The sequence below is a fragment of the uncultured Williamsia sp. genome, from assembly GCF_947494875.1.
Taxonomy (GTDB): Bacteria; Actinomycetota; Actinomycetes; order Mycobacteriales; family Mycobacteriaceae; genus Williamsia_A.
Genome location: NZ_CANLWM010000001.1, coordinates 800,608 through 827,251, shown reverse-complemented (window position 1 = coordinate 827,251; position 26,644 = coordinate 800,608). Strand labels below are relative to the sequence as shown.

Genomic DNA, 26,644 nt, shown 5'->3' with positions numbered 1-26,644 from the left:
TAGCCTAGCCTTACTGACCTGCCGCCACCCCGTGGTCCGTCCACGCCGCCCAGAGGCGTGCGTAGCGACCGCCCTCGCGGCGCGCGAGTTCGGCGTGCGTCCCGTACTCGACGATGCGGCCGTGCTCCATCACCGCGATCGCGTCCGCGCGGGCCGCCTGCGTCAGGCGGTGCGCGACCACGAGGGTGGTCCGGCCCTCGGTGGCAGCGAGCGCCGCGTCCTCGAGGTCGCGGGCGCTGGCACTGCCGGCCTCCGCCGTCGCCTCGTCGAGGATCACGACGGACGGGTCGGCCACCACGACGCGGGCGAGCGCGATGTGTTGACTCTGCGCGGCGGTGAGCGCCAGTCCGCCCTCGCCGACACGGGTGTCGAGTCCTTCGGGCAGGGCGGTGACCCACTCCCGGGCGCCGACCACGTCGAGTGCTCGCCAGACCGCGTCGCGGTCGGCGCCCGGGGCGGCGAGCAGCACATCGTCGACGAGCGGACCCGCGAACACGTGGACCTCCTGCGTCACCGTCACCACATGGCGTGCTACCGTGTCCGGCGGCAGGTCGGCCGGCGCCACACCGCCGATCAGCACCGATCCCGACCCGGGGCGCAGTGTCCCGGCGACGATGGCGGCGAGTGTGGTCTTGCCCGCCCCGGTCGACCCCACCAGCGCCGTCCGGGTGCCTGGCTCCAGCGTCAACGAGATGTCGTGCAGCACAGGGCGGCCCGAGACGTACGAGTGACCGACCGCGTCGACGACGACTCGGGCGTCGCTCGGTTCGCCCACCCGGGACGGCGACGGGTCCGGGATGTCACACACGCCGACGAGGCGCGAGAGGCTGGCCGCGGCCGCCTGGATCTCGTCGAAGTCGAACATCAGGGCGCCGATGGGGTTGAACAGTCGGTGGAAGAGCAGCGCGGCCGCCGTGACCGCTCCGACCGTCACCGCGTCGTCACGGACGAGCGCGAACCCGACGATCAGGATCGCCGCCAGTCCGATGAACTCGGCGCGGTTCACACGACCGACGAACCGGGTGAACTGTCGGAACACACCGATCGAGATGTCGCGCGCACGTGCGGAGGACGTGTGGATCAGGTCGCGGTGGTGGTCGTGCCGCTCGTACGCGGCGATGGTCGGCAGACCCTGCAGCGACTCGACCATCGACTGCGCACGGGCCGCGATGGCCATGCGTTCGTCCCGGTACATCGGTGCCGACCGGGGTAGGTACCACCGGAGCGCCATGACGTAGGCCGGGACACTCAGCGCGCCGGCGAGCCCGAGGCGCCAGTCGATCCCGGCCATCGAGACCAGCGTCAGCACGCCGAGGAAGAACGCGTTGATCATCGTCGGCAGCACCTGTGAGACGGCACGGGTGACCGCGCCGACGTCTGCGCCGACGCGCGACAGGAGGTCACCGCGACCGGCCGCGTCGACGACACCGATCGGCAGTCGCAGCGTCCGGTCGAGCACGGTCTCACGGAGGTCGGCGAGGGTCTGTTCGCCGAGGCGTTGGACGAGGTAGCCCGAGACCCCCGTCCCGAGCCCGCCGAACAGTGCGGTCACCGCGATGAGTACGGCCGGTCCGACCACGTCGCCGGCCGAGGCGCCGTCGCGGACGCGGTCGACGAGGACACCGAGCACGTAGACCGGGACGACCGAGAGTCCCGCGGCGACAAGCCCGGTCAGCACGGTTGCCGCGAGGAGTCCGGGGCGACGGCGCAGGTCGCCAATGAACCAGCGCAGGGTCCGGCGCCACTGCGCCACGGGCAGGACAGGGGTCACGTCCGGGACGGTCACCGCGCCACCGCCTCGCGGTAGCGGGCGTCGGTGGTGGCGAGCTCGGTGTGGGTCGAGGACGCGACGACGGCGCCGTCGACCACCAGGACGACGCGGTCGGCCGCTGCGAGGAGCGCCGGTGAGTTGGCGATGACGACGGTGGTCGTCCGACCACCCGACCGGATCGATCGGATCCCCTGCGCGATGGCGTGTTCGGTGACCGCGTCGACCGCCGTCGTCGGGTCGTGCAGCACGAGCACGTCGGGTGCGGCGAGCAGAGCGCGCGCCAGCGCGAGTCGTTGCCGCTGACCGCCGGACAGGCTCGCCCCACGTTCGGCCACCGGATGGGCGAGACCGCCGGGGTGCACGGCGACGACGTCGTCGGTCGCGGAGGCGGCGAGCACCTCGTCGAGCGCGGGTGCGTCCGCGTGCTGCTGCGCCCCGCCGGACCAGTCGATGTTCGAGCCGAGGGTGCCGGTGAACACGTGCGCGTCGTGCGGCGCGACGACGAGCCGACGGCTCCGCTCCCCCACCGACATCGACGTCGTCGGCACGCCACCGACCGCGACCGTGCATCCGGGGCCGTCGGTCGCACCCGACAGTGCGTCGACCATCGCGACAGCGTCCCGCGCGGACGGTGCGAGCACCCCGAGCAGTTCGCCGGGCGACGCGTCGACGGTGAGGTCGATCCCGCGGTCCGGGTCGTCGACGCGCAGGGTCAACCCGGTGCGCCGTCCCGGTCCGGTCGCCGACACCGCGACGGTCTCCTTCCCGGGCGGGTCGACCGCCAGCACCTGGGCGACGCGATTCGCACTGGCCCGGGCCTCTGCGACCCAGCTCGGGACGATCGCGAGAAGGGAGAACGGCTCGATGAGGAACTGCGCGAGGCCGATGACCGTGATGAGTTCACCGATGGTCGCGTCCCCGTCGATCGCGACGAACACCGCGACGACCGCGACCGCCATCGCGGCCAGGGCACCGGCCGCGGTCGACAACCCCATGTGCACGCTCTGGATCCGGGCCGCGCGCAGAGCCGCGGCGAGCGCGACCCTCGACGAGCGGCGGTAACGTGCCGACGCCGCACCGGTCGCACCGAGGCCCTGGAGGGGCCGCAGTCCACTGACGAGGTCCGTCGCCAATCCCGATGTGGCACCGACCGTCTCCTGCTGGACCTCGACGCGACGCGCGATCATCGGGGCGGTCAGCTGCAGCCCCGCGACCACCAGCGGGATTCCGACGAGCACCATCACGCCGAGCGGGATGTCGATGGTGAGCAGCACGACACCGCACGCGACGGTGGCGACCACCGCGCCGGTGACGCGGGGGACGTAATCGATGACGTAGGAGGTGTTGTCGGCGTCGGTCGTCGAGATCGAGAGCAGCTCGCCTGCGCTGTACGGGGCACCCGTCGTCGACGCGGACGGCAGACCGTCGGGATGCAGTGCGCGTGCACTCAACTCGTCACGGAGCCAGTGCGATTCCTGCGCGATGCCGGTCATCAGCAGCCGCGCACCGAGGCGGTAGACGGTGGTGAGCACGACGAACACGCCGGCGAGGACGGCGATCCACGTGACGATCGACGCGTACGAGCCCGACGTCACCGCCCGGTCGACGATGATGCCGATGAGGATGGGGACGGCGACCTCGCACATCTGGTGCGCGGCGATCAACGTCGACCCGGGGACCAGCCACCGCGCGGTGCGGCGGATCGTCCGGCGCAGCACCCACCCGCCCGTGATCGGCGACGCCGCGGGAGTGCCCGAGGTCACTCGGCCATCTGCTCGACCAGCGACCGCGGTCGCAGGTCGGTCCACGCGGTGCTCACGTATTCGAGGCAGGCGTCGCGCGACGAGCCGTCGGAGCCCCCGAACACGGTGGTCCATCCGGCCGGCACGGCCGCGAAGGTGGGCCACAGCGAGTGCTGCCCCTCGTCGTTGACCAGGACGACAAAGGTGCCGTGGGCGTCGTCGAAGGGGTTGCCCGACATGGGTTTTGCCTCTCGTGTCGCGGACCGCACCCCGGGGAGGGGCGCGGTTGTACCTCGAACCGAGGCGATGGTATCAAAGGTAAGCCTAACCAATACACCGGGTCGCGGGCCCCGGGCTCGGAGGGACACGATGCGCGTCGTCATGCTCGGCTACCAGACCTGGGGCCACAAGACCCTCGAGGCGCTGCTCGCGTCACGACACGAGGTCATCCTGGTGGTGACCCACCCGCCGAGTGACCATGCGTACGAATCGATCTGGGCGGACTCCGTCGAGGATCTCGCCCGTGGGGCCGGGGTGGACGTCCACCTGGCGAAGCGTCCCGACGAGGCGTTGACGGCGCGGGTCGCCGAGCTCGCGCCCGACGTGATGGTCGCGAACAACTGGCGCACCTGGCTGCCGCCGGAGTTGTTCACACTTCCCACCCACGGCACCCTCAACCTGCACGACTCGCTGCTCCCCCGGTTCACGGGGTTCTCGCCGGTGATCTGGTCGCTGATCAGCGGGGCGTCGGAGACCGGGCTGACGGCGCACATGATGGACGACGACCTCGACACCGGCGGGATCATCTCGCAGCGGGCCGTCCCGATCACCGACACGTCGACCGGACCCGAGCTGGTCCGCGCGACCATCGACCTGATCCCGGAGGTCCTGCTCGACGCGCTGGACCGGCTCGAGTCGGGCACGGCGTCACCGACACCGCAGAACCTGGCCGAGCGCACCTTCTTCCACAAGCGCTCCGAGCAGGACAGCCTCGTCGACTGGCGTCTGCCCGCACAGGAGATCGAGCGGTCGGTGCGAGCGTTGCAGGACCCGTATCCCAACGCCTACACCTTCTTCCGCGGTGAACGGCTGCGGATCGTCGAGTCGCACGTCTCGCGCAGCGTCTACGGCGGCACCCCGGGTCGGGTCTTCATCGCCGAGGACGGCGGCATGGTGATCGTCGCCGGCGCCGACGCCTACCGCGGCGGCTCGCCCGGTCTGGTCCTCGACGTCATCCGCACCGACGACGGCGTGGAACACAAGGCTCTCGAATGGTTCGGCCACGGCGGCGGGTACCTCACCGCGACGCCCTGAGCGAGAGGGCGGACTGCACGGCTGCGAGCACGAGTCCCACCAGCGCGAGCAGAATCGCGAACACGAGCGTCAACCAGACTGACGTCCAGTGGGCGAGTCCCCAGGCGCCGACGGCAATAAGAACAAGGACCACGACCCACGACACCCAGGCGCGCAGTGCGACGAGCGCGAGGAGCGGCGGGCCCGCCATCGCAGCGCCCATCGCGACGAAGGGCCACACACCCACGACATCGACGATCGGGGCCGAGCACGAGTACTCGTCGGTTCCGGTCGACCCGGTCTTCGAGCAGCCGAGGTCCGTCGAACCGACGGAGTCGGTTGACGCCCCGATCACGATCGCCACCGCGGCGATCGCGACAACGGACCAGGCGATTCGGACGATCACCGGCCTTCTTCCCGCTTGCGCCGCTCGATCTCACCCTGCTTCCGCTGCGTCTCGGCGCGTTCGCGCACCTGTGCGAGGAACGCGGCGTCGGCCTCGGGGTCCTGCGGGACGAAGCGACCGGGGTGGTCGTACTCGGGGAAGCCCATGGCCGACGCCTGGCCGGGGCGATCACGTCCGACCCGGCCCGAGAACCCGGCGACGGGTCGACCCGCGACGAACCACACCACCGAGCCGACCAGCGGCAGGACGATCACCAGGAGCAGCCAGCCCCAGCGCGGCAGTCCGCGCACCAGGGCGTCGTCACTGCTCACGATGTCGATCAGGGCGGCGATCATCACCACCAGGACGACGAGACCGAGATACGGCACGGGGTTCTCCTCCAGTCGGACGAATGCGACGGACACCGTAACCCGGTCGTTGTTCATGCGTACGGAAATGGGTGGCGTTGTCGCGGAACCGGCGACACCGAACGCTCACCGCCACGGCATACGACGGTTCCACCACGGCTGCGTGGGCAGGGCGTTGATCTCCGTCGTGACGTCGCGGTACCGCTCGTCGAGTCGCTGTACCTCGACAGCGAGCCGGTGTCTCCGTCGTCCGCCGTTCCGGATGAGACGTTCGAGCCGGAGCCGCGAGTCGTCGAGCAGCTGGCCGTCACACGCGGGGCAGTCGGTCGGGCCGTCCCGGAGTCGCAGCGGTGCGCATGGGAGTCCGGGATCGCCCCGACGCACACGACGTTCGGTCCGTTCGACGTGAGCGCGCCACCGGGCGAGATGTCTGAGTGCGGCACCGTCGTCACGACGGCGACACGTCCGGTGCGGATTCACCCTCTCGGGTTGTGGATCTCCATCTCATCACTCGCGCACTGGGGGACCGGACGACGAGGCGGCCGGGCGCGAGTCACCTGCGATCAGCCAACCGCGGCGAGAGTCGACGGTCAAGGGCCGTGCTGCGCCTCACGAGTCCTGGTCGCGCCGTTCGGACTCGGCGCGGCGGCGCTGTTCCTCGGCGCGTTCGCGCACCTGCCGGCGGAACTCGGCCTCTGCGTCGAGGTCACCGACGCGGTCCTTCGGTTCGTCGGGGACGGCGGCTGAGTCCTCGCCGACGACTCGACCCGAGAACGCAGCTCGAGGCCTGCCCGCGACGACCCACACCACCGACCCGACGAGCGGCACCGCGACCACGAGGAGGATCCATGCCGATCGCGGCAGCCCACGGATGGCGGCCTCGTCACTGCCGACGATGTCCACGAGCGCGGCGATCATGACGAGGACGGTGATCAGACCCAGATACGGCACGCCATCCACGCTAACCGTGCTGTCACGCGGGAACAGCACGCCGGAAACATACGAAACGAGTCCGTCTCGTTTCAGGTAGTGTCCTCCCGTGCCGTCCACCTCCCCCGCCACGACAGATCCGCCACGAGGCCGCCCCCGGGATCCGAGCCGCGATGACGCGATCACGGATGCGGCGATCGAGCTCCTCGTCCGCACCGGCTACGACCGTCTGACCATCGACGGTGTCGCCGCCGAGGCGGGCGTCGGCAAGGCAACGGTCTATCGCCGGTGGGCCGGCAAGGCCGACCTCGTCATCGACGCGATGGCGACACTCAAGCCCGCCGTCGACGGCATCGACACCGGGAGCCTCGACGGCGACATCGAGCAGCTGGCCGCTGCGTCCTGCAGCCCACAGTCGCAGCGGCTGATCCAGGTGATGGCGAGCGTGTGCTCCGCGCTGTCCCGGGAGCCCGATCTGCTCGAGGCGTTCCGGACACGGTTCACCGAGCCCCGCATCGAGCGCCTGACCGAGATCCTCGAACGGGCCCGGCGCCGCGGCGAACTCGACGCCGGAGTCGACGTGGCCATCGCGGCGAGCCTGCTGCCGTCCCTGATGCTCCACCGCGCACTCACGACCGGACGACCCGCCGGCCGCGCCTACGCCGAACAGATCGTCACCACCGTCCTGCGACCGGTGCTCGGGCTTCCCGTGCGCCCCTCGACCCCACTCCCGAAAGACACCGATGACTGACCAGACACCAGACTCCCCGACCCGCAACGGCGGGATCGCCCTCGCCGTCATCTGCGTCGCGCAGCTGATGGTGGTGCTCGACGCCACGGTGGTCAACGTCGCGTTGCCGAAGATTCGCGACGACCTCGACTTCTCGGCGGCGAACCTCACGTGGGTCGTCACCGCCTACTCACTCGTGTTCGGCGGACTGCTCCTCTTCGGCGGCCGTGTCGGCGACCTGTACGGGCGCCGGAAGATGTTCATGATCGGCGTCGGGCTCTTCGCCGCCGCCTCGCTCGTGGGCGGTTTCGCCACCGGTGAGGCGATGCTGATCATCGCCCGCGCGGCCCAGGGCGCCGGCGGCGCGATCGCGGCACCCACCGCGCTCGCCCTGCTCGCCACCACCTTCACCGAACCGAAGGCCCGCGCACGCGCGTTCGGGGTGTTCGCGGCCATGGCCGCATCCGGTGGCGCCCTCGGTCTGCTGCTCGGCGGGGTGCTGACCGACTACGCCAGCTGGCGGTGGGCACTGTTCATCAACGCGCCGATCGGCGTCCTCGTCCTCGTCCTGGCACCGCGAGTGCTCGCCGAGTCGCAGGGCTCGGGGACGAAACTCGATCTGCCCGGGGCCATCTCGGTCACCGCCGGGATGTCGATCCTCGTCTACGGCCTGACCAAGGCCGCCGACGACGGCTGGGGGTCGACGACCACCATCGTCACCCTGGTGATCGCCGCGACGCTGCTCGTGACCTTCGTGCTCGTCGAGCACCGCGCGAGTCACCCGCTGATGCCGTTCCACATCTTCGCCGACCGCAACCGCACGGGGTCGTATCTGATCATGCTGTTCCTCGCCGGGGCGCTGTTCACGACGTTCTACTTCATGGCGCAGTACCTGCAGAACGTGCACGGGTGGACCCCGTTCGAGACCGGGCTCGGCTTCCTGCCCATGCCCACGACGATCATGGTCATGTCGATCGTGGTGGTCCGGCGGCTGATCCCGCGCATCGGTGTCCGCCCGTTCCTGACGGTCGGTCCGATCCTGGCCCTCGTCGCGATGGTCTCGTTCACCCAGCTCGGCGTCGACAGCAGCTACTGGCCGTTCCTCGGCTGCCTCCTGCTGCTCGGCCTGGGCATGGGGTGCAGCTTCGTGCCGCTGACCATGACCGCGGTCAACGGCGTCGCACCGCATGAGACCGGCCTCGCCTCGGCGTTGCTCAACACCGGCCAACAGGTCGGTGGCGCAATCGGTCTCGCCGTCTTCGGGACCGTCTTCGCCCACGCCGCGGCATCGCGCGGCGCCGACCTGGGCCCCGCCGCTCGGACAGCGGCCGGGCAGGCCGAGATCTTCGTCGCCGGACAGCAACACGCGTTCCAGGCGGCGATCGTGGTGGTCGCACTGGCTCTCGTCGCATCGTTGGCACTCATCCGTGTGAACAAGGTCGGCGCCCCCGCGGCCCCGGTCGCGGAGCCCGCGCTGACGGAGTGACCGCGGGTCACGGGGCGGGCAGTTTGTCCGGCGCGCGGACGATGTCGACGCGCGTGACGCGGTCGCCGTCCAGGGTGAGGCTGATCACGCTGTCGACCCTGCCGTCGCGGACCGCGGCGACGGCGAGCCGGCCGTTCACGGTGATCAGGGTCAGCTCGTCCGCGGCGACCCGCGTCGCGAGGATGCCGAAGAGGAATCGCACGACCTTGTCCGCACCGACGATCGGCCGTCGGGCTGCGCTGACCTTGCCGCCGCCGTCGCTGGTGAGCACGACGTCGGGGTCCAAGGCGGCGAGACATGCGGCCATGTCCCCGTCGAGCGCGGCCGACAGAAATCCCCGGACAGCGGAATCGTGCTGCGCGGGCGTGACGGTCACGCGCGGCGCACCGGCAGCAACGTGCGCCCGCGCTCGCGATGCGAGCTGCCGGACGGCCGTCGGTGTCCGTCCGACCGTCGCCGCCACCTCGGGGAACGGCATGCCGAACAGGTCGTGCAGCACCCACACCGTGCGCTCGGCAGGGCTCAGCGACTCGAGCACGACGAGCAGCGCAAAGCTGACCTGCTCGTCGAGGGTGACCCGGTCGGCGGGATCGATCGCCGCGACGTCCACGCGCTCGACGACAGGCTCCGGCAACCACGGACCGACGTACTCCTCCCGACGCCTGCGTGCCGACCGGAGCGTGTCCAAGGCGGCGCGGGACACGACGACCGTCGACCACGCCTCGACATCGACGACGGCCTCGCGCCGGTCGGCCTCGACGAGCCGCATCCAGCAGTCCGCGACCACGTCCTCGGCCTCGGCGTGGCTCCCGAGGATGGCGTAGGCGATCCGGACCAGCCGGGGCCGTACGGCGTCGTACACGGCAGCGAGCTGGTCCTGACGGTCGGTCATGGCTGCGCCGCGGTCAACCACTGCGCGAACGTCTCCCGACCGCGCGGACCGTCGTGCTCCGGGAGCAGGGCGCCGTGGGCCATGCCCCGACCGGCCGCGCCGGGCAGCCGGATCCCGAGTACCGGTGTGTGTCGACCGCGGGATCGGAGCAGCTTCCGCACCATGTCCGGCATCTCGAGATCCTCCGGGCCGGCCATCTCCGGCACCAGTCCCTGCGCCTGCCCGCGCGCCAGCCGGACCAGCTCGGTCGCGACCTCCCGTGCCGCGACAGGTCGGCTCAGCATCTTCGGCACCAGTGCGACAGGCCCTCCGCGCGCCAGCATCTGGTCCGCGAACTCGTGGAACTGCGTCGCGCGCAGGACGGTCGTCGGGACCGCAGACGCCGCACACAACTCCTCTTGTCGCACCTTGCCGGCGTAGTAGCCCCAGTCCACGCGATCGACGCCGACGATCGACAGCAGCACGTGGTGCACCACCCCTGCACGTTCCTCCGCGGCGAGCAGATTCCTCGTCGCGGTCTCGAAGAACGCGATCGACTCCGATCGCTTCACCGTCGTCACGTTGGTCACGTCGATCACCGCGTCGACGCCGACGAGCGCTGCGTCGAGCCCGTCGCCGCTCACCACGTCGACGCCGACCGAGCGCGCGAGGACCACCGCCTCGTCGCCGCCGGCGCTCACCGCGTCGCACACCATCCGCCCGATCAACCCGGTCCCACCGGCCACCGCGATACGCATTCCGATCCTCATCTCGTCGTGAGCGTCCACCTACACAGGAAGGACGAGACAGGTCACCGGAAGTGTGACATCAGCGGCGGCCGGCGCAGGTGATACAGAGCTCGGTGGCGGGGATCGCCTCGAGCCTCACCTCGGAGATCTCGCTCCCACAGCGCAGGCACCGGCCGTAGGTCCCGTCGTCGAGTCGGGCGACGGCCGCGTCGATCTCGGTCAGACGTCGGGACGATCGCTCGATCTGGGACACGAGCTGCCCCCGTTCGAACGCGAGGGTGGAGCCCTCGGGTCGTGTTCGTCGTCGGCGTGTTCGTCCACCGCGGCGTCGACGACGGCGCTCAACCGGGCGCGCATGGACACGAGGAGCGCCGTCGCCTCGGCACGCTCGGCGCCGAGCAGCCCACGGACGATGTCGGGATCCATCGGCGCACCGTACTGCGACACCCTGACACCGGGCGCCACCGTCATCTCCGAGAAGAGCAGCCTCGCCCGACTGACCGGGTCGCCGCGCGTAATCGGCCGACTCAAGACCCTGTGGGAGTCGCTACTGCGGGGTGGTCCACCAACGGGCAGCAACGCGGCCCGCAATCACCCCGCCCGACCGGCCAAGCAACTGCACTCAACTGTGAGCAGTGACGCGCCGTCAGGTTGCAACGATAAATTTCCCCCGGGGTAGATTACGATTACTTGGTGAGCGATAGCCAATCTGCGCCAGAAGCGGACAACGATCCGTCCGGACTACAGATCGAACTGCTCCTCAGTTACCTGCGGTCGGTCCCGGACCCGGTGCAACGTGTTCGTCAATGCGCCGCTGCCGTAGAGCGGTTTCGTGGCCTGCAGAAGCACGTGGCGGCAATTCGGCGTCACGCCGTCTACGAGGCGACGCTGCGTCCCGGCGCGAACGGGGAGTCGGTTGCTGCCGAGTTGGGGGTTACCCCGAAGGCCGTCTCTCAGGCCACGGTCACCTACCGCCGACAGGAGCTGACCTACCTCAAATCCGTTGTGCAGGAGTATCTCCAGTACCCGGTAGAGGACTCCGTGAAGCGCAAGATCGGTGTCGCGCTGAAAGGCCGTGACGTTATTCAACTGGCGCGTCTGATCGTCCGGGCCCACGACGGATGGAGCGCGTGGGACATGCCCGAGGAGACGTGGCGGTTCCTCGATGAGGGAGAGCGGCGGGCGCGCAAGATCCTCTCGGTCGCGGCCGTCGATCCGGGGATTCCGGACTATCGGCCGGCCACACTGTCCGACACCGGCACGGGGGTGTCGGACGGCCTCGACAGCCGTCCGCCGGTGGATCCGTTCTATGACTGGCCGGTGCGGGTCCTGAATGCGCTACCCGGCATCACAGCCATGGCCGCAACGCGCGCAGCCGATCCGGCGGGTGAGTGGATGCTGAGTTGGCAGATCCTTCCCGCGATGCCTCACACGACGGTGTTCGAGACCGGACCGCATCGTGACGGGTGGGCGATCACCGAGTGGTTGGTGTGGTTCAACCGCGATCTGGCTCGAGCCGGCGAGGGCATCACGTCCACGGTTACCAGTCCGCCGCCGTACCTCAATCAACCAGGCGAGTCGTTGAGTTTCCAGACGTTCGGTCCGACTGCGCCGGGCTCGCTGACCCCAACGAGATGGGCACAGGCGCTCATCGAGACCTGGGACGACGGCACCGGCTACGTACCGGTGACATGGCCGCCCGCGTGAGCACGGTCGAGGTGTTCGTCGACGAGTCCCGTCGACGTGACTACTTGATGTGTGCGGCGGTAGTCGCGAGTGGCGACATTGCCGCGGCACGAAAGACTATGCGTGACCTCAAGCCCCGAAACCGCGACCGACTCCACATGAAGGACGAGTCACGCAACCGCGACCAGATCATCCGAGACTTCATGCGGCAGCGTCCGATCACCGCTGCCCACATCTATGTCGGAGCGCTGGCCGGCACGGGTCTCAGCGAACGAGAGGTGCGAACGCGGTGTCTGCAGGCACTCGCCCAACACGCAGCCGAGATGGGGGCGACCCGAATACTGGTGGAGTCCTGCTCCCAGGACAAGCAGGACCACACCGCCCTCACCGGTGCACTGGCCGACGTGGGCGCGCTCGGCCGCGTCCGCGCAGACATTGACCGTCCCACATCCCACGAGCTGCTGTGGGCGGCGGACCTCATCGCGTGGGCGTACGGGGCGGGTGGCACCTCACGTGCTCATGTCCAACCACTGGTCACGGTGCACACGGTGCTCTAGACAGCGCGAAGGCCGGGCGACCACGCAAAACGTGCGGGCTCCCGGCCTCACTTCCGTGGCTCTTCACCACGACACCAGAAGCATAGCGCGCTGGCTCCGAGTTCGGCACCGGCCCAGTAGCTTCTCATGCTGTCGCCGAAGGCAAGCTCGTTCCTCAGCACCGGAGTTCGACAGTTGTCGCCGCAGTTCCACCGGCCGATGAATCACCCACGTCGCTGCGCACCGAGCCACGGCGTCGATCAGCGCGTGATGCGGGGGATCACCAACGGGGTGTGGCTCTCCGGGTCGTCGATGATGCGGCACGGCAACCCGTAGACGTCCTCGACGAGGTCCGCGGTGATGACGTCGGCGGGGGCACCCTGCGCGACGATCGCACCGTCCTTCATCGCGATCACGACGTCGGCGAAGCGGCAGGCGTGGTTCAGGTCGTGCAGCACCGCGACGATCGTCGACCCCTGCGAACGGTTCAGCCGACCGAACAGGTCGAGGAGCTCGATCTGGTGGGCGATGTCGAGGAACGTCGTCGGTTCGTCGAGCAGGATGACGGGCGTCTGCTGCGCCAGCACCATCGCGACCCAGACCCGTTGTCGCTGACCGCCCGACAACTCGTCGACCGGTCGGCCCGCCAGCGCGTCGACGCCGGTGGCGGCCATGGCGTCGGTCACCGCGCGCTCGTCGTCGCGGGAGAACTGCCGCAGCACCCGCTGGTGCGGGAAGCGCCCGCGCGCCACCAGGTCGGCGACGGTGATGCCCTCGGGGGCGATGGACGTCTGCGGCAGCAGTCCCAGTCGGCGCGCGACGTCCTTCGTCTTCAACGCGGAGATGTCACGGCCGTCGAGGACGACCTGTCCCCGGGTCGGCGACAGCAGCCTCGAGAGGCCGCGCAGCAGCGTCGACTTGCCGCACGCGTTCGGTCCGACGATCGCGGTGATCGCGCCGGCCGCGATGTCGACCGACAGTCCGTCGACGATCGTGCGGCCGCCGTAACCCAGCGCGAGGTCACGCGCGCCGAGCGCGGCGACATCCTCGTTCATCCGCGTCCCTTCCGGACCTGCGTGATCAGCAGGTACACGAGATACAGCCCGCCGACACACACGGTCACGGCACCCACCGGCAGCTGCGTCGGAGCGAGGACCGTCTGCGCCACCAGATCACTGACCAGCAGCAGCACCGCACCCATCGCCGCCGAGCCGACCAGGCCGACCCCGGCCGACCCCGACAACCGGCGTGCGAGTTGGGGGGCTGCGAGTGCCACGAACGAGATGGGGCCCGCGGCGGCGGTCGCGACCGCGACCAGCACGACCCCGACGACCAGATAGGCCAGTCGGACCCGTTCCACTCGCACACCGAGTGCGCCCGCCGCGTCGTCGCCCATCTGCAGGACGGCCAGCTGCGACCCGAGCGCGCCCACCGCCACGATCGCGACCGCGCTGCAGACGGCCACCGGGACGAGCTGGGTCCACTCGACACCGGAGAGGGTGCCCTGCGACCACACCGACGCGGTGATCGCCTGTTTCAGGTCGATCTTGATGACGATCCACTGGTTGACCGAGTTCAGCACCGCGCTCACCGCGATGCCCACGACGATGAGTCGGAACCCGGCGACCCCGGACCGGTAGGCGAGCGCGTAGACCGCGACGGCCGCGATCATCCCGCCGACGATCGCCCCGCCGGCCATCACGTAGTACCCGCCGCCGAACGCTGCGAGCGCGACGAGAGCGCCCGTGTAGGCACCGATCCCGAACCCGATGATGTCGGGGCTGCCCAGCGGGTTGCGGGTCAGCGCCTGGAAGATCGCGCCCGACATCCCCAGCACCGCACCGAGCACCAGCGCGAGCAGGATGCGCGGCATCCGCCACTCGAGGACCACCACCGAGTCGAATCCCGTGTTCTGGCCGGTGAGGACGGCGAGCACGGTCGCCGGGTCCACCCGGTACTCGCCGACTCCGAGCGCGAGGACCGCGGCGACGACGGCGACCACGACGAGGACGGCGACCACGACCACCGTGCGGGCGCGCACACGCATCGACAACCAGCCGCCGCGCCGGATGAGGAGCGTGCGCGGACCCGTCACCTCCGCCGCGTGTGGCACCGGGCGCAGCGCCCGTGCGCGGTCCGCCACGGTCATCGCCGATCCGTCCCAACACGACGGATCAGCCAGATCAACACGGGCGCACCGAGGAACGCGGTGACGATCCCGGCGGGGAGCTCGGCGGGGGCGATGACGACACGGCCGACGACGTCGGCGGCGAGGAGAAGCACCGGCGCCGCGAGCGCGCTGTACCCGCAGATCCACCGCCAGTCCGGTCCGGTGAACCATCGCACCGCGTGCGGGACCATCAGACCGACGAACCCGATCGGCCCGGCCGCGGCGACGGCCGCTCCCGCGAGGAGTGTCACGGCGACGAGACCGACGAGGCGGGTGCGGGCGACGTTCTGCCCCATCGCGGCGGCCAGGTCGTCGCCGAGCGCGACGGCGTTCAGCGAGCGCCCGACCCACACACACAGCGCGGCACCGACCACCACGAACGGGGTGACGGTCGCGACGACCTCGAGACCACGTCCGTCGAGGGCTCCCGCGTCCCAGAACCGCATCGAGTCGAAGGCTCGCGGATTGCGCAGCCGGACGACGTAGCCGATTCCGTCCAGGACGGCACCGATGGCGACACCCGCGAGGAGCAGTCGCACCGGTGTGGCCGCCGACCTCCCCGACATCCCGACGAGGTGCACCACCACCATCGCGACCAGGGCGCCGGCGAACGCGAACCAGATGTACCCGGTCACCGACCGCACGCCACCGAACGCGACCGCCGACACGACGAACAGTCCCGCCCCGGAGTTCACGCCAAGGATCTGCTTGTCCGCCAACGGGTTTCGGGTCAGCCCCTGGATCACCGCGCCGCACAGTCCGAGCGCCACGCCCACGACGAGGCCCAGCAGCGTGCGCGGGATCCGCAGATCGCGGACGACCCAGCCGTCACCGCGGGCGTCGCCCATCACAGCGCGCCACACGGTCGCGAGATCCGTGTGCTGCGTCCCGATCGCGAGACTCGCGATCACCACCGCGACGAGTGCGACCGCCAGGACGACGGCACCGAGTGCGCGTCGACGGCGAGAACGTGTTCCGACGTCGGTGGGCCGGAGATCGACGTCGGGCGTCGACAGCTGCGGCTGGGGTGCGGACACGGCCACGTCGGCGGCTACAGTCCTGCGCGTTCCAGCGCGAGGTCGAACTCCTCCGAGGCGATCTTGTCGCCCTTGCCGTCGGCCAGTGCCTGTGTGTAGACGGCGACCAGCTCCTCACCGATCTCGGCGAAGCGGCGGTCCCAGGTCTCGGAGTCGACGCGCCAGTACCCGACGATGTCGAACTGGTCCGCGGTGAACCCGTGGTCGGTGCGGAGGTGTTTGCGGACCTCGCGCGTCGCGCCGCACTCGCCCGCGTACCAGCAGTAGCCCCGTCCCGCAGGGTGCACGAACTCACGGACCCGCCGCGGCAGCTCGCTCGCGCATCGGCCGTTGCCCGAACCCACGACGGGGACGACGTTCACGTCGTCGCGGGCGGGCAGGCAGTCGAGGTCGGACGGGTGCAGGACCTCCACGATGGCTGTCGCCCGGGCACCCACGGGCAGCTCCTCGACGATGCGGGCCAGCGCGGGCAGTCCGGCCAGGTCGGCCACGAGCAGGGACCAGTCGGTCCCGGGGCCCGGTCGATACCAACTGCGGGCGTGCGCCAGCACCACCTGGTCGCCGATGCGCACGTCGCGGGCGAATGTCGTGGCCGGGCCGTGGTCGTGCAGGACGAAGTCGACGGTGATCTGTCGCGGCCCCGGTCCGCGACGGCGGACCGTGTAGTTGCGGCCGATCGGGGTGGTGTCGACGTCGTGATAGGCCCAGGCCCCGTCGCGATACTCCATCGCCCGGGGTGCCGTGTGCGGCTCGTCGGGGAGATAGATGCCGACGGCGTCGTCCCCTGCGTCGGGCAGGCGCAGCTCGTCGATCTTCGGTACGTCGAAGACGAGACGACGCAGGCGCGGGGACAGATCGGTCACGGCGACCACGGCGCCGAACACGGTTCCCATGTGAACGAAGGCTACCCTAAGTTGGGCGCTGCATCAGCACCGTGGCCCGGAGACGAAAGAACTCCGGCCGAACTGCCGGGTCGGGGGTCTGGCAGTTCGGCCGGAGCCATCTGGGATATCGCCGACCCCCGTCGGGACGTTACACAGCAGAGAGAATCTTTTTCCCGATGCTGTGACCTGCACTGACGGGGTCGGCCGAGGGTCAGCCCTCGATGATGGCGGTGACACCCTGGCCGCCGGCGGCGCAGATCGACACCAGCGCCCGGCCGCCACCGTTCTCGTGGAGGAGCTTCGCGGTCTGGGCGACGATGCGACCGCCCGTCGCGGCGAAGGGGTGGCCGGCGGCGAGCGACGAGCCCTTGACGTTCAGCTTGCTGCGGTCGATCGCGCCGAGCGCACCGTCGAGGCCGAGGCGACCCTTGCAGTAGTCCTCGGACTCGAACGCGGCGAGGGTGCAGAGCACGACCGACGCGAACGCCTCGTGGATCTCGTAGAAGTCGAAGTCCTGCAGCGTGAGGCCGTTGCGCTCGAGCAGACGCGGGATGGCGTAGGTCGGGGCCATCAGCAGGCCGTCGGGGCCGTTGACGTAGTCGACCGCGGCGGTCTCGACGTCGACGAGGTGCGCGAGCACCGGGAGCTTCTTCTGGGCGGCCCACTCGTCGCTGGCGAGCAGCACCGTCGAGGCACCGTCGGTGAGCGGGGTCGAGTTGCCCGCGGTCATGGTCGCGTCGCCGAGGCCGACACCGAAGACCGGCTTGAGCTTGGCGAGCTTCTCGACGGAGCTGTCCGGGCGGAGGTTCTCGTCACGGGTGAGGCCGAGGAACGGCGTCATCAGGTCGTCGAAGAAGCCCTCGTCGTAGGCCTTCGCCATGTTCTGGTGGCTCGCGGCGGCCAATGCGTCCTGGTCGGCGCGGGCGATCCCGAACTCCTTGGCGGTGATCGCGGCGTGCTCACCCATCGACATGCCGGTGCGGGGCTCCCCGTTCTTGGGGATGTCGATGCCGAGCTTCGGCAGCAGCGCGAGGACACCACGGATGCGATCGGTGGTGCTCTTCGCGCGGTTCACCTCGAGCAGTGCCCGGCGCAGCGGCTCGGAGACACCGATCGGGGCGTCGGAGGTGGTGTCGACACCGCCGCCGATGCCGGCCTCGAACTTGCCGGTGGCGATGCCGTCGGCGACCAGCGACACGGCCGACAGGCCCGTGCCACAGGCGTGCTGGATGTCGATGGCCGGGGTGTACGGCGACAGCGCCGACCCGAGCACCGACTCACGGATGAGGTTGAAGTCCCGCGAGTGCTTCAGGACCGCGCCGCCGGCGACGAGACCGAGGCGCTCGTCCTGCAGGCTGAACCGACTGACGAGTCCGTCGAGCGCGGCGGTGAACATGTCCTGGTTGCCGGCCGTCGCGTAGGACTTGTCCTGACGCGCGAACGGGATCCGGTTGCCACCGACGATGGCGACCGGGCGCAGCGACTTCGCGCCTCCTCCGTTCGCGGAGGACTTCGACGAGCTGGAGCGCGACTTCGACGCGCTTGTCGTGGAGCGGGCGTTGGATGTGGTTGCCACAGCGGATCTCCCCGGGAGTCGTTCGGACCTTTGGAGTATTCTTACTCGCGAGTAAGTTACTTGTCGAACCTCGAACGCCTCGCACGCGGTGCCGTGACGCGATCACACCGGTGCGGGTCACACCCGGTAAAGGAGCAACTCCCGTGTCAGCCAACGCAGGCCTGTACTCGCAGTTCGTCCACTCGCTGCCCGGATCGTTCATCGCCAAGCAGGCCGGCCTGCCCGTGCCGCCCACCCTCCGCCGCTACAAGCCGTCCGAGCCGCCGCTGCCCGGTCCCGTGCTGCTCGGTGGCAAGGGCCGACTGGTGGAGCCGCTGCGCGAGATCCTCTCGACCGACGACTACGAGCTGATCTCGAACAACACCACCGGTCGCGGTGCGGACAAGCTGGGCGGCATCGTCTTCGACGCCACCGGGATCACCACCCCGGCCGAGCTGGAGCAGCTGTTCGAGTTCTTCAACCCGATCATGCGGTCGGTCGCGCCCTGCGCCCGCTTCCTGGTGATCGGCACCACGCCCGAGCTGGTGAAGGATCCGTCGGAGCACGTCGCGCAGCGCGCACTCGAGGGCTTCACCCGGTCGCTGGCCAAGGAGGCGCAGCGCGGTGCCACAGCGCAGCTGGTCTACGTGGCACCCGACGCCCCCACGGGGCTGAAGGGTCTGGAGTCGACGGTCCGCTTCGTGCTGTCGGCCAAGTCCGCGTTCGTCGACGCGCAGGTCATCCGCGTCGGCACCGGAGACGCCACCGCGCCCGCGAACTGGGACAAGCCGCTCGAGGGCAAGGTCGCCGTCGTCACCGGTGCCGCCCGCGGCATCGGCGCCACCATCGCCGAGGTGCTCGCCCGCGACGGCGCGCACGTCATCGTGGCCGACATCCCGGCCGCCGGTGAGGCGCTGTCGAAGACGGCCAACAAGGTCAACGGCACCGCGTTCCCCATCGACGTCACCGCCGAGGACGCGGGCATCAAGCTCGCCGAGCACGTCAAGGAGCGCCACGGCGGCCTCGACATCATCGTCAACAACGCCGGCATCACCCGCGACAAGCTGCTCGCGAACATGGACGCCGGACGCTGGAACTCGGTCATCGCGGTGAACCTGATGGCGCCGCAGAAGCTGGTCGAGGACCTCGTCGCGGCCGATGCGCTGAACAAGGGCGGCGCGGTGATCGACGTGTCGTCCATCGCCGGTATCGCCGGCAACCGTGGTCAGACCAACTACGGCGCCTCGAAGGCCGGCGTCATCGGTCTCGTCGACACCTACGCGCCGATCCTGGGCGAGAAGGGCATCACCATCAACGCGGTGGCGCCCGGCTTCATCGAGACCCAGATGACGGCGGCCATCCCGCTGGCCACCCGCGAGGGCGGCCGCCTGCTGAGCACCCTGCAGCAGGGCGGTCAGACCGTCGATGTCGCCGAGACCGTCGCGTACTTCGCCAACCCCGCGTCCTCCGCGGTCACCGGCAACGTCGTGCGTGTCTGCGGCCAGGCCATGCTGGGGGCGTGACGTGGCGACCGTCGCACTGAAGTCGCTGCCCGCCACCACCGACGTCTACCGCAGTGCCGTCATCGGGATGCTCCCCGGCGTCGGCAAGGCGGGGTCGGTCTCGGCCGACGCGCAACTGCCCGACACCACCTACACGGTGTCGGACCTGCGCATCGACGGCGACCAGCTCCGTCAGTACTGCCTGGCGACCGGGATGCAGTTCGGCCGGTACCTGCCGCTGACCTTCCCGTTCGTGGCGCAGTTCCCGTTGATGATGCAGACGATGGTCGCGCGGGCGTTCCCGTTCGGCGCAGTCGGTTCGGTGCACCTGGAGAACCGGATCCACCGCATCCGGCCGATCGAGCTGGGTGAGCCACTGTCGGTGGCGACGCACGCGGAGAACCTCCGCGAGCACCGCAAGGGGATGCTGGTCGACATCGTCAGCGAGATCCGCGTCGGCGGCGAGCTGGTCACCGAGCAGACGGCGACACTGCTCAAGCAGCAGAAGACGAGCCTCTCGGGTGGACCGAAGTCGACCCCGCCGCGTGATCACCGACCGCCCGCCCCCGACGCCGCATTGCGCGTGGACCTCGGTCGCATCCGGTCGTACGCGGCGGCCAGTGGCGACCGCAACCCGATCCACATGGCGAACCTGACCGCGAAGGCCTTCGGTTTCCCGCGGGCGATCGCCCACGGCATGTGGACCGCGGCGGCCGCGCTGGCGAACGTCGAGCCGCACCTGCCCGACGACGTCACCTATGTCGCGAAGTTCGGGAAGCCGATCCTGCTGCCCGCCACGGTCAACGCCTACGTGGACACCGTCGACGGTGGCTGGGACGTCTCGGTGCTCAACCGCACCAAGGGCTACCCGCACCTGACGGGGACGCTCCGCGGCGCCTGACCCGACAGGACCGACCACCGGCCGCCCCGCTCACACGAGCAGGGCGGCCGGAGTCGTCCTGAAGAGAGTGACCCGAGTCACTGTCGCGGAACCGTGCAATCAGCCCGTTCGTCTCGACTACACACGTGATGAAGAGGCGAGATCGGCTCGCCTCGAGGCGAGAGGAGAACGCCATGGCAGACGCAGCCGACAAGGCAGAGAACCTGGTCGACAAGGCGAAGGATGCCGTCTCGGACGCGGCGGACTCCGCCAAGGACAAGGCACAGGACGCGGCCGACACCGCCAAGGACAAGGCGCAGGAGGCTGGCGGATCCGCCAAGAAGGCCGCTGGCGACGCCACCGGCGACTCGCAGCTGAAGGCGGAGGGTTCGGCCGACAAGGCCAAGGCCGAGACGAAGCAGGCTGCCGACAAGGCCGCCGACGCCGCCGAAGACGTGGCCGACAAGGCCAAGGAGGCCGCGAACTCCGTCGCCGACCAGGCCAAGGAGGTCGCCGACACCACCAAGGGGGCCGTTTCCGACGCCAAGGAGCAGGCCAAGGAGGTCGCCGAGGGCGCCAAGGAGGAGGCCAAGCAGACGGTCTCGCAGATCCGCAGCACCGTCGAGGACATCGACTCCCGCGACGTGCAGAAGGCCGCGCAGAACCCCGCGGTGATCGGCGCGATCGTCGCCGCCGTCATCGCCGCGATAACGATCGTGGTCGCGCGTCGCCGCTGACATCTGACGCACCCTGTGGCCGGTCACCCGTGTGGTGACCGGCCACCGTCGTGCTGCGGGCACCCATCCCGACTCATAGGGTCGGGAGACGATGGACGCCACGCTGACCGTGACGATCCCCGCGCACAACGCCGCGGGCACCGTCGCCACCGCCATCCGGAGCACGGCCCGGTCCCTGCCGTCCGACGGGCGCATCCTCGTCCTCGACGACGCGAGCACCGACGCCACGGCCGCCGTGCTCCGGGCGGAAGCACGCCGCGACAGTCGCGTCCGGGTCATCACCAACGACGGCACACCGCTCGGGGTCCACGGAGCCGCCAACGTCCTGCTCGAGGAGTCGGACACCCGGTGGGTCGCGAGGATCGACGCCGACGACATCTCGCTGCCCCGGCGCATCGGGCGCCAGATGCGGACGCTGACGCGAGGCGACTCCGACGTCGTCTTCACCGGCGCCTGGTTCTACGGCCCGTCGCGCCTCGCCGTCGAGCCCGTCCCCCTGCTCTCGGCCGGCCCCCGATCCGCGCTGCAGGAGTTGTTGCTCAACTGCCCGTTCATCCAGTCCACCCTCGCCGCCGATCGGCAGACACTGCTCGATGTCGGCGGGTACCGGGCGGTGCCCGCGGAGGATTGGGACCTGTTCATGCGCCTCGCCCTCGACGGCGTCCGCATGCGGCGCGACGCGATCCCCGGCGTGCTCTACCGACGATCGCCGAAGCAGATGTCCGCACAGGACGAGTGGAAGTCCGCGTTGCGGACCGACGCGGCGACGGCCGAGGTGCATCGCGACCTGTGCGCCCACGTCATCGGCGAGAAGCTCGACGCCTATCCCGCGCTCTGCGGCCCGGGCGCCACTCGCGACCAGGTCGCCGACGCGCGAACCGTTGTCCGCGAAGCATCCCGGGCGGCGAAGGAGTTCTCGCCGCCCGAACGGATCTCCCTCGCGGTCACCGCATTCGGCCTCGGCAAGCGGCTCGACGGGTGGTACGGCACCGATGGGTGACGACATCGCGACGCTGACGCATCTGCGCCGGGCGCGTGACCTCATGGACCGTGAGTACGCGCAACCGCTCGACGTGCCGACGATCGCGGCGCGCGCGTTCATGTCGCCGGCGCACTTCTCCCGTCGGTTCGCGGCGGCCTACGGCGAGACGCCCTACAGCTATCTGATGACGCGGCGGATCGAGCGCGCGATGGCGCTGCTCCGCGCGGGGTGGAGCGTCACCGACACCTGCATGGCCGTGGGGTGTACGTCGCTGGGATCCTTCAGCGCCCGGTTCCGCGCGGTCACCGGTGAGACGCCGAGCGCCTACCGGGCTCGCGACCACTCGGCGGTGATCGCGATGCCGAGCTGTCTGGCCCGTGTGGCGTGTCGCCCGACGTCGAGCAGTTTGCGAGAAGGTTCCGAGCACCGGGTTCCGTAGCTTTCCGGGCATGACAGTCACCCTCGCCTTCACCCATCTCACCGTCCACGACGTCGACGCCGCGCTGACCTTCTATCGCGACGCCCTCGGTCTCACGGTGCTCAACGACGTCGCGGGCGGAAACGGACGGTGGGTCACCATCGCCTCGGATTCTCGACCCGGCGTCGCGGTGGTCCTCTCCACGCCGCAGTCCGGTCGAGGGCCCGACGACGCCGACGCGCTGGCGGAATTGCTGGCGAAGGGCTCGCTGCCGATGATCGGCTTCGCCACGGACGACCTCGACGGTCTCTTCGAGCGCGTCGCCGCGTCCGGCGCGGAGGTGCTGCAGGAGCCCATGGATCAGCCGTGGGGTCCCCGGGACTGCGCGTTCCGCGACCCGTCGGGCACCACCGTGCGCGTCTCGGCGACATCGCCGGCCTGACCCGAGGAGCCCCGACCGGCTCAGCCCTCGGCCAGCTCCGCTCCGTAGCCACGGATCGCGTCGATGAGGACGGCGAAGACACGGTGCGCGGTCGCGAGGTCGTCGTCGTCGACGTCGGCGAGGGCGGCGCGGGTGACCGCGCCCAGCGGCCCGAAGAACTCGCGGGCGACCTCCATGCCGTGGTCGTCGTAGCGGAGGATCACGCGTCGTCGGTCGGTCGGGTGCGCCTCGCGGCGGATGTGGCCCGACGCGATCATCCGCTCGACGAGGTAGGTCATCGCGGCCGAGGACATACCCAGGGACGCCCCGAGCCGGCCCACGGTCAACGGATCCCCGTCGACGTCGGCGACCATGATGCGCAGGAGGGCCTGGAAGTCGTTCGCCGAGAGATCATGTCGGGCCGCGAAGGCGCGTCCGATCTGCTCCGACGCCGCCGACAACGCGCGCATGTCGGCGGCCATCGCCGACTCCAACTCCGCCCTGTCCACGGTGAGAGCCTACGTCGGCACCGTAGAAATCTCAGTTGCTGAAAGGCTCAGTTTCTGAGACAGTTGTCGCCATGGCCGCCGCATGGGACCGCTTCACCGCACTCGTCACCGGACGCCGCTCGTGGATCGTGGGCCTCGTCGTGGTGATCCTCGGCATCGCGGTGATGGGCGCACTCGGCAGCAGTTCCTCGACGAACGACTCGCCGAACTCCGTGCCCGACAACGCTCAGTCGGCCCGCATCGACGACCGCCTGTCGCGGTTCCCCGACGCGGACGTCGCCTCGGCGATCCTCGTCGTCGACCGCACCGACGGTGGATCCCTCTCCGACGCCGACCGTGCTGCTGTCACGCAGGCGCGCGACCGGATGCTGGCCACCGATCGCGCGACCCGTGCCGACGCGTCCGGACCTCCTCTGGTGGTCTCGCCGGACGGCACGGCAGCCATCGCGACGGTGCCGGTGTCCTCGGAGATCAGCGGCTTCACGCTGCGGGACACCGTCGACGCGCTGCGCACCGCGGCCGACACCGGGCTCCCCGCCGACCTCACCGCGCACGTGACCGGTGGCCCGGCCTTCGCCGCGGACATCGCCAACTCGTTCTCCGGGGCGAACGTCACACTGCTGGCCGTCACCGCGCTGGTCGTGGCACTGCTGCTGATCGCGACGTACCGGTCGCCGGTCCTGTGGCTGGTCCCGCTGATCGTCGTGGCGATCGCCGATCGCGTCGCCTCGTCGGTCGGCGGCGCGGTCGCGAGCGCCGCGGGGCTGACCTACGACGGGTCGACGTCGGGCATCACCAGCGTGCTCGTGTTCGGCGCGGGCACGAACTACGCGCTGCTGGTCATCTCCCGGTACCGCGAGGAGCTCCGCCGTCGCACCGACCACCGCGAGGCGCTGCGCCACGCGGTCCGCCGCGCCGGACCCGCGGTGCTCGCGAGCAACGTGACCGTGGTCCTGGCGCTGCTCACCCTTCTGTTCGCCGCCCTGCCGAGCACGCGCAGCCTGGGTGCCGCGGCCGCGTCGGGCCTGCTGCTGGCGATGCTGTTCGCGCTGCTCGTGCTCCCCCCGGCGCTGAGCCTGTTCGGACGGAAGCTGTTCTGGCCGTTCGTCCCCCGCGTGGACGAGTCGCTCACCGGCGACGACGCCGACCTGCACTCCACCGGCGCGTGGCACCGCATCGCCGCCGCGGTCGTCACCCATCCGAGGCGGTCGCTGTCGACCGCGGTCGTGCTGCTCGCCGTGTGCGCGCTCGGCGTGATCGGCACGTCGATCGGCCTCAGTCAGACGCAGCAGTTCCGCGTGACCGCGGACTCGGTGACCGGCTTCGACGTCGTCGACGAACACTTCCCCGCGGGGCAGTCGGACCCGACGACCGTCGTCGCGCGCTCGGCCGTCGCCGGCCAGGTCGAGTCGGCGCTGCGTGGCACGCCCGGCGTGCAGTCGGTGACGCAGACGGGGACGTCGCCCGACGGGCTCAGCCGGTTCAGCGTGGTGCTCACCTCGGCGCCCGCATCGACGGGCGCCTTCGACTCCATCGCGTCGATGCGCGACCGCCTCGCCGACACCCCGGGCGCCGACGCGCTGGTGGGCGGCAGCGACGCCCGGGCCCTCGACACGCGCGACGCCGCCGCCGACGACCGCCTCCTGGTCATCCCGCTGATCCTGGCCGTGGTCCTCGTCGTGCTGTACCTGCTGTTGCGGTCGGCCTTGGCGCCGATCCTGCTGGTGCTGGCGACCGTGCTCAGCACCGTCGCCGCCATCGGGCTGGGGACGTTCGTCGGCGTCCACGTCGTCGGGTTCCCGGCCCTCGACAACAACACGGTGCTGTTCGCGTTCCTCTTCCTCGTGGCGCTCGGCGTCGACTACACGATCTTCCTGGTCACCCGGGCCCGGGAGGAGAGCGCACGCCACCGGGTACCGGAGGCGATGACGCGAGCCGTCTCGGCGACCGGCGGGGTCATCACCAGCGCGGGCATCGTGCTCGCGGCGGTGTTCGCCGTCCTCGGCGTGCTGCCCCTCATCACGCTCACGCAGCTCGGCATCATCGTCGGGCTGGGCATCCTGCTCGACACGTTCGTCGTCCGCACGGTGGTGGTCCCGGCGCTGTTCACGCTCGTCGGCGAACGGATCTGGTGGCCCACTCCCCCGCGGGAGCACGCGTCGCTACGCTGACGCCCATGAGCGAAACGAGAACACGTTCTATTCTCGACCGGTTTCGTCTCGACGGTCGCGTCGCGGTCGTCACGGGCGCCGGACGGGGACTCGGGGCGGCCATCGCGGTCGCGTTCGCCGAGGCGGGTGCCGACGTCGTCATCTCGTCGCGGACGGCCGAGCAGCTCGACGAGGTCGCCGAGCAGATCCGCGCCACGGGGCGACGAGCCGTCACCGTCGCCGCCGACCTCAGCGACCCCGAGGTCACCGCGGGACTCGCGGCCACCGCCGACTCCGAGTTCGGCCGACTCGACATCGTGGTGAACAACGTCGGCGGCACCTTCCCGAACGCCCTGCTGGACACGTCCGTCTCCGCGCTGGAGAACGCCTTCCGGTTCAACGTCGCCACCGCGCACGCGCTCACCTGCGCGGCTGTCCCGCTGATGGTGCGCAACGACTCCGGCGGCTCGATCCTCAACATCACCTCGACCATGGGACGTCTCCCCGGCCGGGGTTTCGTGGCGTACGGGACGGCGAAAGCCGCTCTGGCGCATTACACACGGCTCGCCGCCGAGGACCTCGCGCCGCGTATCCGGGTGAACGCGATCGCCCCGGGATCGATCGCGACGTCCGCCCTGGAGATCGTCACCGGCGACGACGGGATGCTGGCGTCCCTGGAGAACGCCACCCCACTGCACCGGATCGGCGATCCGGCCGAGATCGCCGCCGCCGCGGTCTATCTCGCCTCGGACGCCGGCGCCTATTCGACGGGCAAGATCCTGGAGATCGACGGTGGGCTGATCAAGCCGAACATGGAACTGGGGCTGCCCGACCTCTGAGCCGGACGCGACC

Annotated in this window: 29 protein-coding genes; 13 read left to right on the top strand and 16 right to left on the bottom strand. The window is 70.3% G+C overall.

Annotated elements, in window-relative coordinates; translation table 11 throughout:
- Positions 1-10 precede the first annotated feature (10 nt).
- Genes Q1A98_RS04045 through Q1A98_RS04035 form a run of 3 tightly spaced genes read right to left on the bottom strand, consistent with a single transcriptional unit; the run spans position 11 to position 3,752 of the window.
- Positions 11-1,786, bottom strand: coding sequence for an ABC transporter ATP-binding protein (locus tag Q1A98_RS04045; RefSeq protein ID WP_299570054.1), 1,776 nt, complete (start codon positions 1,784-1,786; stop codon positions 11-13).
- Positions 1,783-3,534 carry an ABC transporter ATP-binding protein gene (locus Q1A98_RS04040; protein ID WP_299570052.1) on the bottom strand — a complete coding sequence of 584 codons (1,752 nt, stop codon included), beginning with the start codon at positions 3,532-3,534 and terminating at the stop codon, positions 1,783-1,785. The genes Q1A98_RS04045 and Q1A98_RS04040 overlap by 4 nt, the downstream gene beginning before the upstream one ends.
- Positions 3,531-3,752 (bottom strand): MbtH family protein, encoded by a 222-nt coding sequence (locus Q1A98_RS04035; RefSeq protein WP_299570051.1) that lies wholly within the window; start codon positions 3,750-3,752, stop codon positions 3,531-3,533. Before Q1A98_RS04035 ends, Q1A98_RS04040 begins: the two co-directional genes overlap by 4 nt.
- 130 nt (positions 3,753-3,882) lie before the next feature.
- Between Q1A98_RS04035 and Q1A98_RS04030 the strand changes: the two genes are divergently transcribed.
- The gene (locus tag Q1A98_RS04030) at positions 3,883-4,827 is read left to right on the top strand and encodes a methionyl-tRNA formyltransferase (RefSeq protein ID WP_299570049.1); all 945 of its coding nucleotides are present in this window, start codon (positions 3,883-3,885) and stop codon (positions 4,825-4,827) included.
- On the opposite strand, the gene Q1A98_RS04025 is transcribed toward Q1A98_RS04030, so the two are convergent.
- From Q1A98_RS04025 to Q1A98_RS04015, 3 genes are all read right to left on the bottom strand, one after another.
- The gene (locus Q1A98_RS04025; RefSeq protein ID WP_299570048.1) at positions 4,811-5,212 is read right to left on the bottom strand and encodes an ABC transporter permease; all 402 of its coding nucleotides are present in this window, start codon (positions 5,210-5,212) and stop codon (positions 4,811-4,813) included. The genes Q1A98_RS04030 and Q1A98_RS04025 overlap by 17 nt on opposite strands.
- Complete coding sequence (locus Q1A98_RS04020; RefSeq protein ID WP_366943337.1) at positions 5,209-5,616, bottom strand: PLDc N-terminal domain-containing protein; 408 nt, start codon at positions 5,614-5,616, stop codon at positions 5,209-5,211. The genes Q1A98_RS04025 and Q1A98_RS04020 overlap by 4 nt, the downstream gene beginning before the upstream one ends.
- Before the next feature lie 552 nt (positions 5,617-6,168).
- Positions 6,169-6,510 carry a PLDc N-terminal domain-containing protein gene (locus tag Q1A98_RS04015; RefSeq protein ID WP_299570046.1) on the bottom strand — a complete coding sequence of 114 codons (342 nt, stop codon included), beginning with the start codon at positions 6,508-6,510 and terminating at the stop codon, positions 6,169-6,171.
- 88 nt (positions 6,511-6,598) lie between these two features.
- Here Q1A98_RS04015 and Q1A98_RS04010 point away from each other — a divergent pair, with 88 nt between their 5' ends.
- Both Q1A98_RS04010 and Q1A98_RS04005 read left to right on the top strand, forming a co-directional pair.
- Complete coding sequence (locus Q1A98_RS04010) at positions 6,599-7,240, top strand: TetR/AcrR family transcriptional regulator (RefSeq protein ID WP_299570045.1); 642 nt, start codon at positions 6,599-6,601, stop codon at positions 7,238-7,240.
- The gene (locus Q1A98_RS04005; RefSeq protein WP_299570043.1) at positions 7,233-8,705 is read left to right on the top strand and encodes an MFS transporter; all 1,473 of its coding nucleotides are present in this window, start codon (positions 7,233-7,235) and stop codon (positions 8,703-8,705) included. Before Q1A98_RS04010 ends, Q1A98_RS04005 begins: the two co-directional genes overlap by 8 nt.
- 7 nt (positions 8,706-8,712) lie before the next feature.
- On the opposite strand, the gene sigJ is transcribed toward Q1A98_RS04005, so the two are convergent.
- From sigJ to Q1A98_RS22355, 4 genes are all read right to left on the bottom strand, one after another.
- On the bottom strand, positions 8,713-9,597 hold the full coding sequence (sigJ, locus tag Q1A98_RS04000; RefSeq protein ID WP_299570041.1) for an RNA polymerase sigma factor SigJ: 885 nt from the start codon (positions 9,595-9,597) through the stop codon (positions 8,713-8,715).
- Positions 9,594-10,334, bottom strand: coding sequence for an SDR family oxidoreductase (locus tag Q1A98_RS03995; protein ID WP_299570039.1), 741 nt, complete (start codon positions 10,332-10,334; stop codon positions 9,594-9,596). The genes sigJ and Q1A98_RS03995 overlap by 4 nt, the downstream gene beginning before the upstream one ends.
- A 70-nt stretch (positions 10,335-10,404) precedes the next feature.
- Positions 10,405-10,464 carry a hypothetical protein gene (locus Q1A98_RS22360; RefSeq protein ID WP_366943352.1) on the bottom strand — a complete coding sequence of 20 codons (60 nt, stop codon included), beginning with the start codon at positions 10,462-10,464 and terminating at the stop codon, positions 10,405-10,407.
- A gap of 80 nt (positions 10,465-10,544) precedes the next feature.
- On the bottom strand, positions 10,545-10,751 hold the full coding sequence (locus tag Q1A98_RS22355; protein ID WP_366943336.1) for a hypothetical protein: 207 nt from the start codon (positions 10,749-10,751) through the stop codon (positions 10,545-10,547).
- Between the two features lie 267 nt (positions 10,752-11,018).
- On the opposite strand from Q1A98_RS22355, the gene Q1A98_RS03985 reads away from it, so the two are divergent.
- Entirely contained in the window at positions 11,019-12,032 is a 1,014-nt protein-coding gene (locus tag Q1A98_RS03985; RefSeq protein WP_299570037.1) for a hypothetical protein, read from the top strand.
- Between the two features lie 137 nt (positions 12,033-12,169).
- A complete protein-coding gene (locus Q1A98_RS03980) occupies positions 12,170-12,568 on the top strand; it encodes a hypothetical protein (RefSeq protein WP_299570035.1) in 399 nt (132 codons plus the stop codon).
- Positions 12,569-12,807: 239 nt separating this feature from the next.
- Here the strand turns inward: Q1A98_RS03980 and Q1A98_RS03975 are convergent, their stop codons facing one another.
- From Q1A98_RS03975 to Q1A98_RS03955, 5 genes are all read right to left on the bottom strand, one after another.
- Positions 12,808-13,602, bottom strand: coding sequence for an ABC transporter ATP-binding protein (locus tag Q1A98_RS03975; protein WP_299570034.1), 795 nt, complete (start codon positions 13,600-13,602; stop codon positions 12,808-12,810).
- A complete protein-coding gene (locus Q1A98_RS03970) occupies positions 13,599-14,594 on the bottom strand; it encodes an iron chelate uptake ABC transporter family permease subunit (protein WP_299570561.1) in 996 nt (331 codons plus the stop codon). Before Q1A98_RS03970 ends, Q1A98_RS03975 begins: the two co-directional genes overlap by 4 nt.
- A 98-nt stretch (positions 14,595-14,692) precedes the next feature.
- Positions 14,693-15,652: an iron chelate uptake ABC transporter family permease subunit gene (locus Q1A98_RS03965; RefSeq protein ID WP_299570559.1), complete on the bottom strand. Its 960-nt coding sequence runs from the start codon at positions 15,650-15,652 to the stop codon at positions 14,693-14,695.
- A 116-nt stretch (positions 15,653-15,768) separates the two neighbouring features.
- Positions 15,769-16,647 (bottom strand): siderophore-interacting protein, encoded by an 879-nt coding sequence (locus Q1A98_RS03960; protein ID WP_299570032.1) that lies wholly within the window; start codon positions 16,645-16,647, stop codon positions 15,769-15,771.
- Between the two features lie 202 nt (positions 16,648-16,849).
- Positions 16,850-18,118, bottom strand: coding sequence for an acetyl-CoA C-acetyltransferase (locus Q1A98_RS03955; protein WP_299570556.1), 1,269 nt, complete (start codon positions 18,116-18,118; stop codon positions 16,850-16,852).
- A 239-nt stretch (positions 18,119-18,357) separates the two neighbouring features.
- Here Q1A98_RS03955 and Q1A98_RS03950 point away from each other — a divergent pair, with 239 nt between their 5' ends.
- The 6 genes from Q1A98_RS03950 to Q1A98_RS03925 all read left to right on the top strand — a co-directional run bounded on the left by Q1A98_RS03950 (position 18,358) and on the right by Q1A98_RS03925 (position 23,154).
- Positions 18,358-19,716 (top strand): 3-oxoacyl-ACP reductase, encoded by a 1,359-nt coding sequence (locus tag Q1A98_RS03950; RefSeq protein ID WP_299570030.1) that lies wholly within the window; start codon positions 18,358-18,360, stop codon positions 19,714-19,716.
- Position 19,717: 1 nt separating this feature from the next.
- Positions 19,718-20,596 carry a MaoC/PaaZ C-terminal domain-containing protein gene (locus tag Q1A98_RS03945; protein WP_299570029.1) on the top strand — a complete coding sequence of 293 codons (879 nt, stop codon included), beginning with the start codon at positions 19,718-19,720 and terminating at the stop codon, positions 20,594-20,596.
- 173 nt (positions 20,597-20,769) lie between these two features.
- Complete coding sequence (locus tag Q1A98_RS03940; RefSeq protein WP_299570027.1) at positions 20,770-21,312, top strand: CsbD family protein; 543 nt, start codon at positions 20,770-20,772, stop codon at positions 21,310-21,312.
- Between the two features lie 91 nt (positions 21,313-21,403).
- Complete coding sequence (locus Q1A98_RS03935) at positions 21,404-22,312, top strand: glycosyltransferase family 2 protein (protein WP_299570026.1); 909 nt, start codon at positions 21,404-21,406, stop codon at positions 22,310-22,312.
- The gene (locus Q1A98_RS03930) at positions 22,305-22,733 is read left to right on the top strand and encodes a helix-turn-helix transcriptional regulator (protein WP_299570025.1); all 429 of its coding nucleotides are present in this window, start codon (positions 22,305-22,307) and stop codon (positions 22,731-22,733) included. The genes Q1A98_RS03935 and Q1A98_RS03930 overlap by 8 nt, the downstream gene beginning before the upstream one ends.
- A 10-nt stretch (positions 22,734-22,743) precedes the next feature.
- The gene (locus Q1A98_RS03925) at positions 22,744-23,154 is read left to right on the top strand and encodes a VOC family protein (protein WP_299570023.1); all 411 of its coding nucleotides are present in this window, start codon (positions 22,744-22,746) and stop codon (positions 23,152-23,154) included.
- Positions 23,155-23,174: 20 nt separating this feature from the next.
- Here the strand turns inward: Q1A98_RS03925 and Q1A98_RS03920 are convergent, their stop codons facing one another.
- Positions 23,175-23,615, bottom strand: coding sequence for a MarR family winged helix-turn-helix transcriptional regulator (locus tag Q1A98_RS03920; protein ID WP_299570554.1), 441 nt, complete (start codon positions 23,613-23,615; stop codon positions 23,175-23,177).
- Between the two features lie 98 nt (positions 23,616-23,713).
- Between Q1A98_RS03920 and Q1A98_RS03915 the strand changes: the two genes are divergently transcribed.
- Positions 23,714-25,813, top strand: a complete 2,100-nt coding sequence (locus Q1A98_RS03915) for an MMPL family transporter (RefSeq protein ID WP_299570022.1) — start codon at positions 23,714-23,716, stop codon at positions 25,811-25,813.
- Between the two features lie 5 nt (positions 25,814-25,818).
- Positions 25,819-26,631, top strand: coding sequence for an SDR family oxidoreductase (locus Q1A98_RS03910; RefSeq protein ID WP_299570020.1), 813 nt, complete (start codon positions 25,819-25,821; stop codon positions 26,629-26,631).
- Positions 26,632-26,644 lie beyond the last annotated feature (13 nt).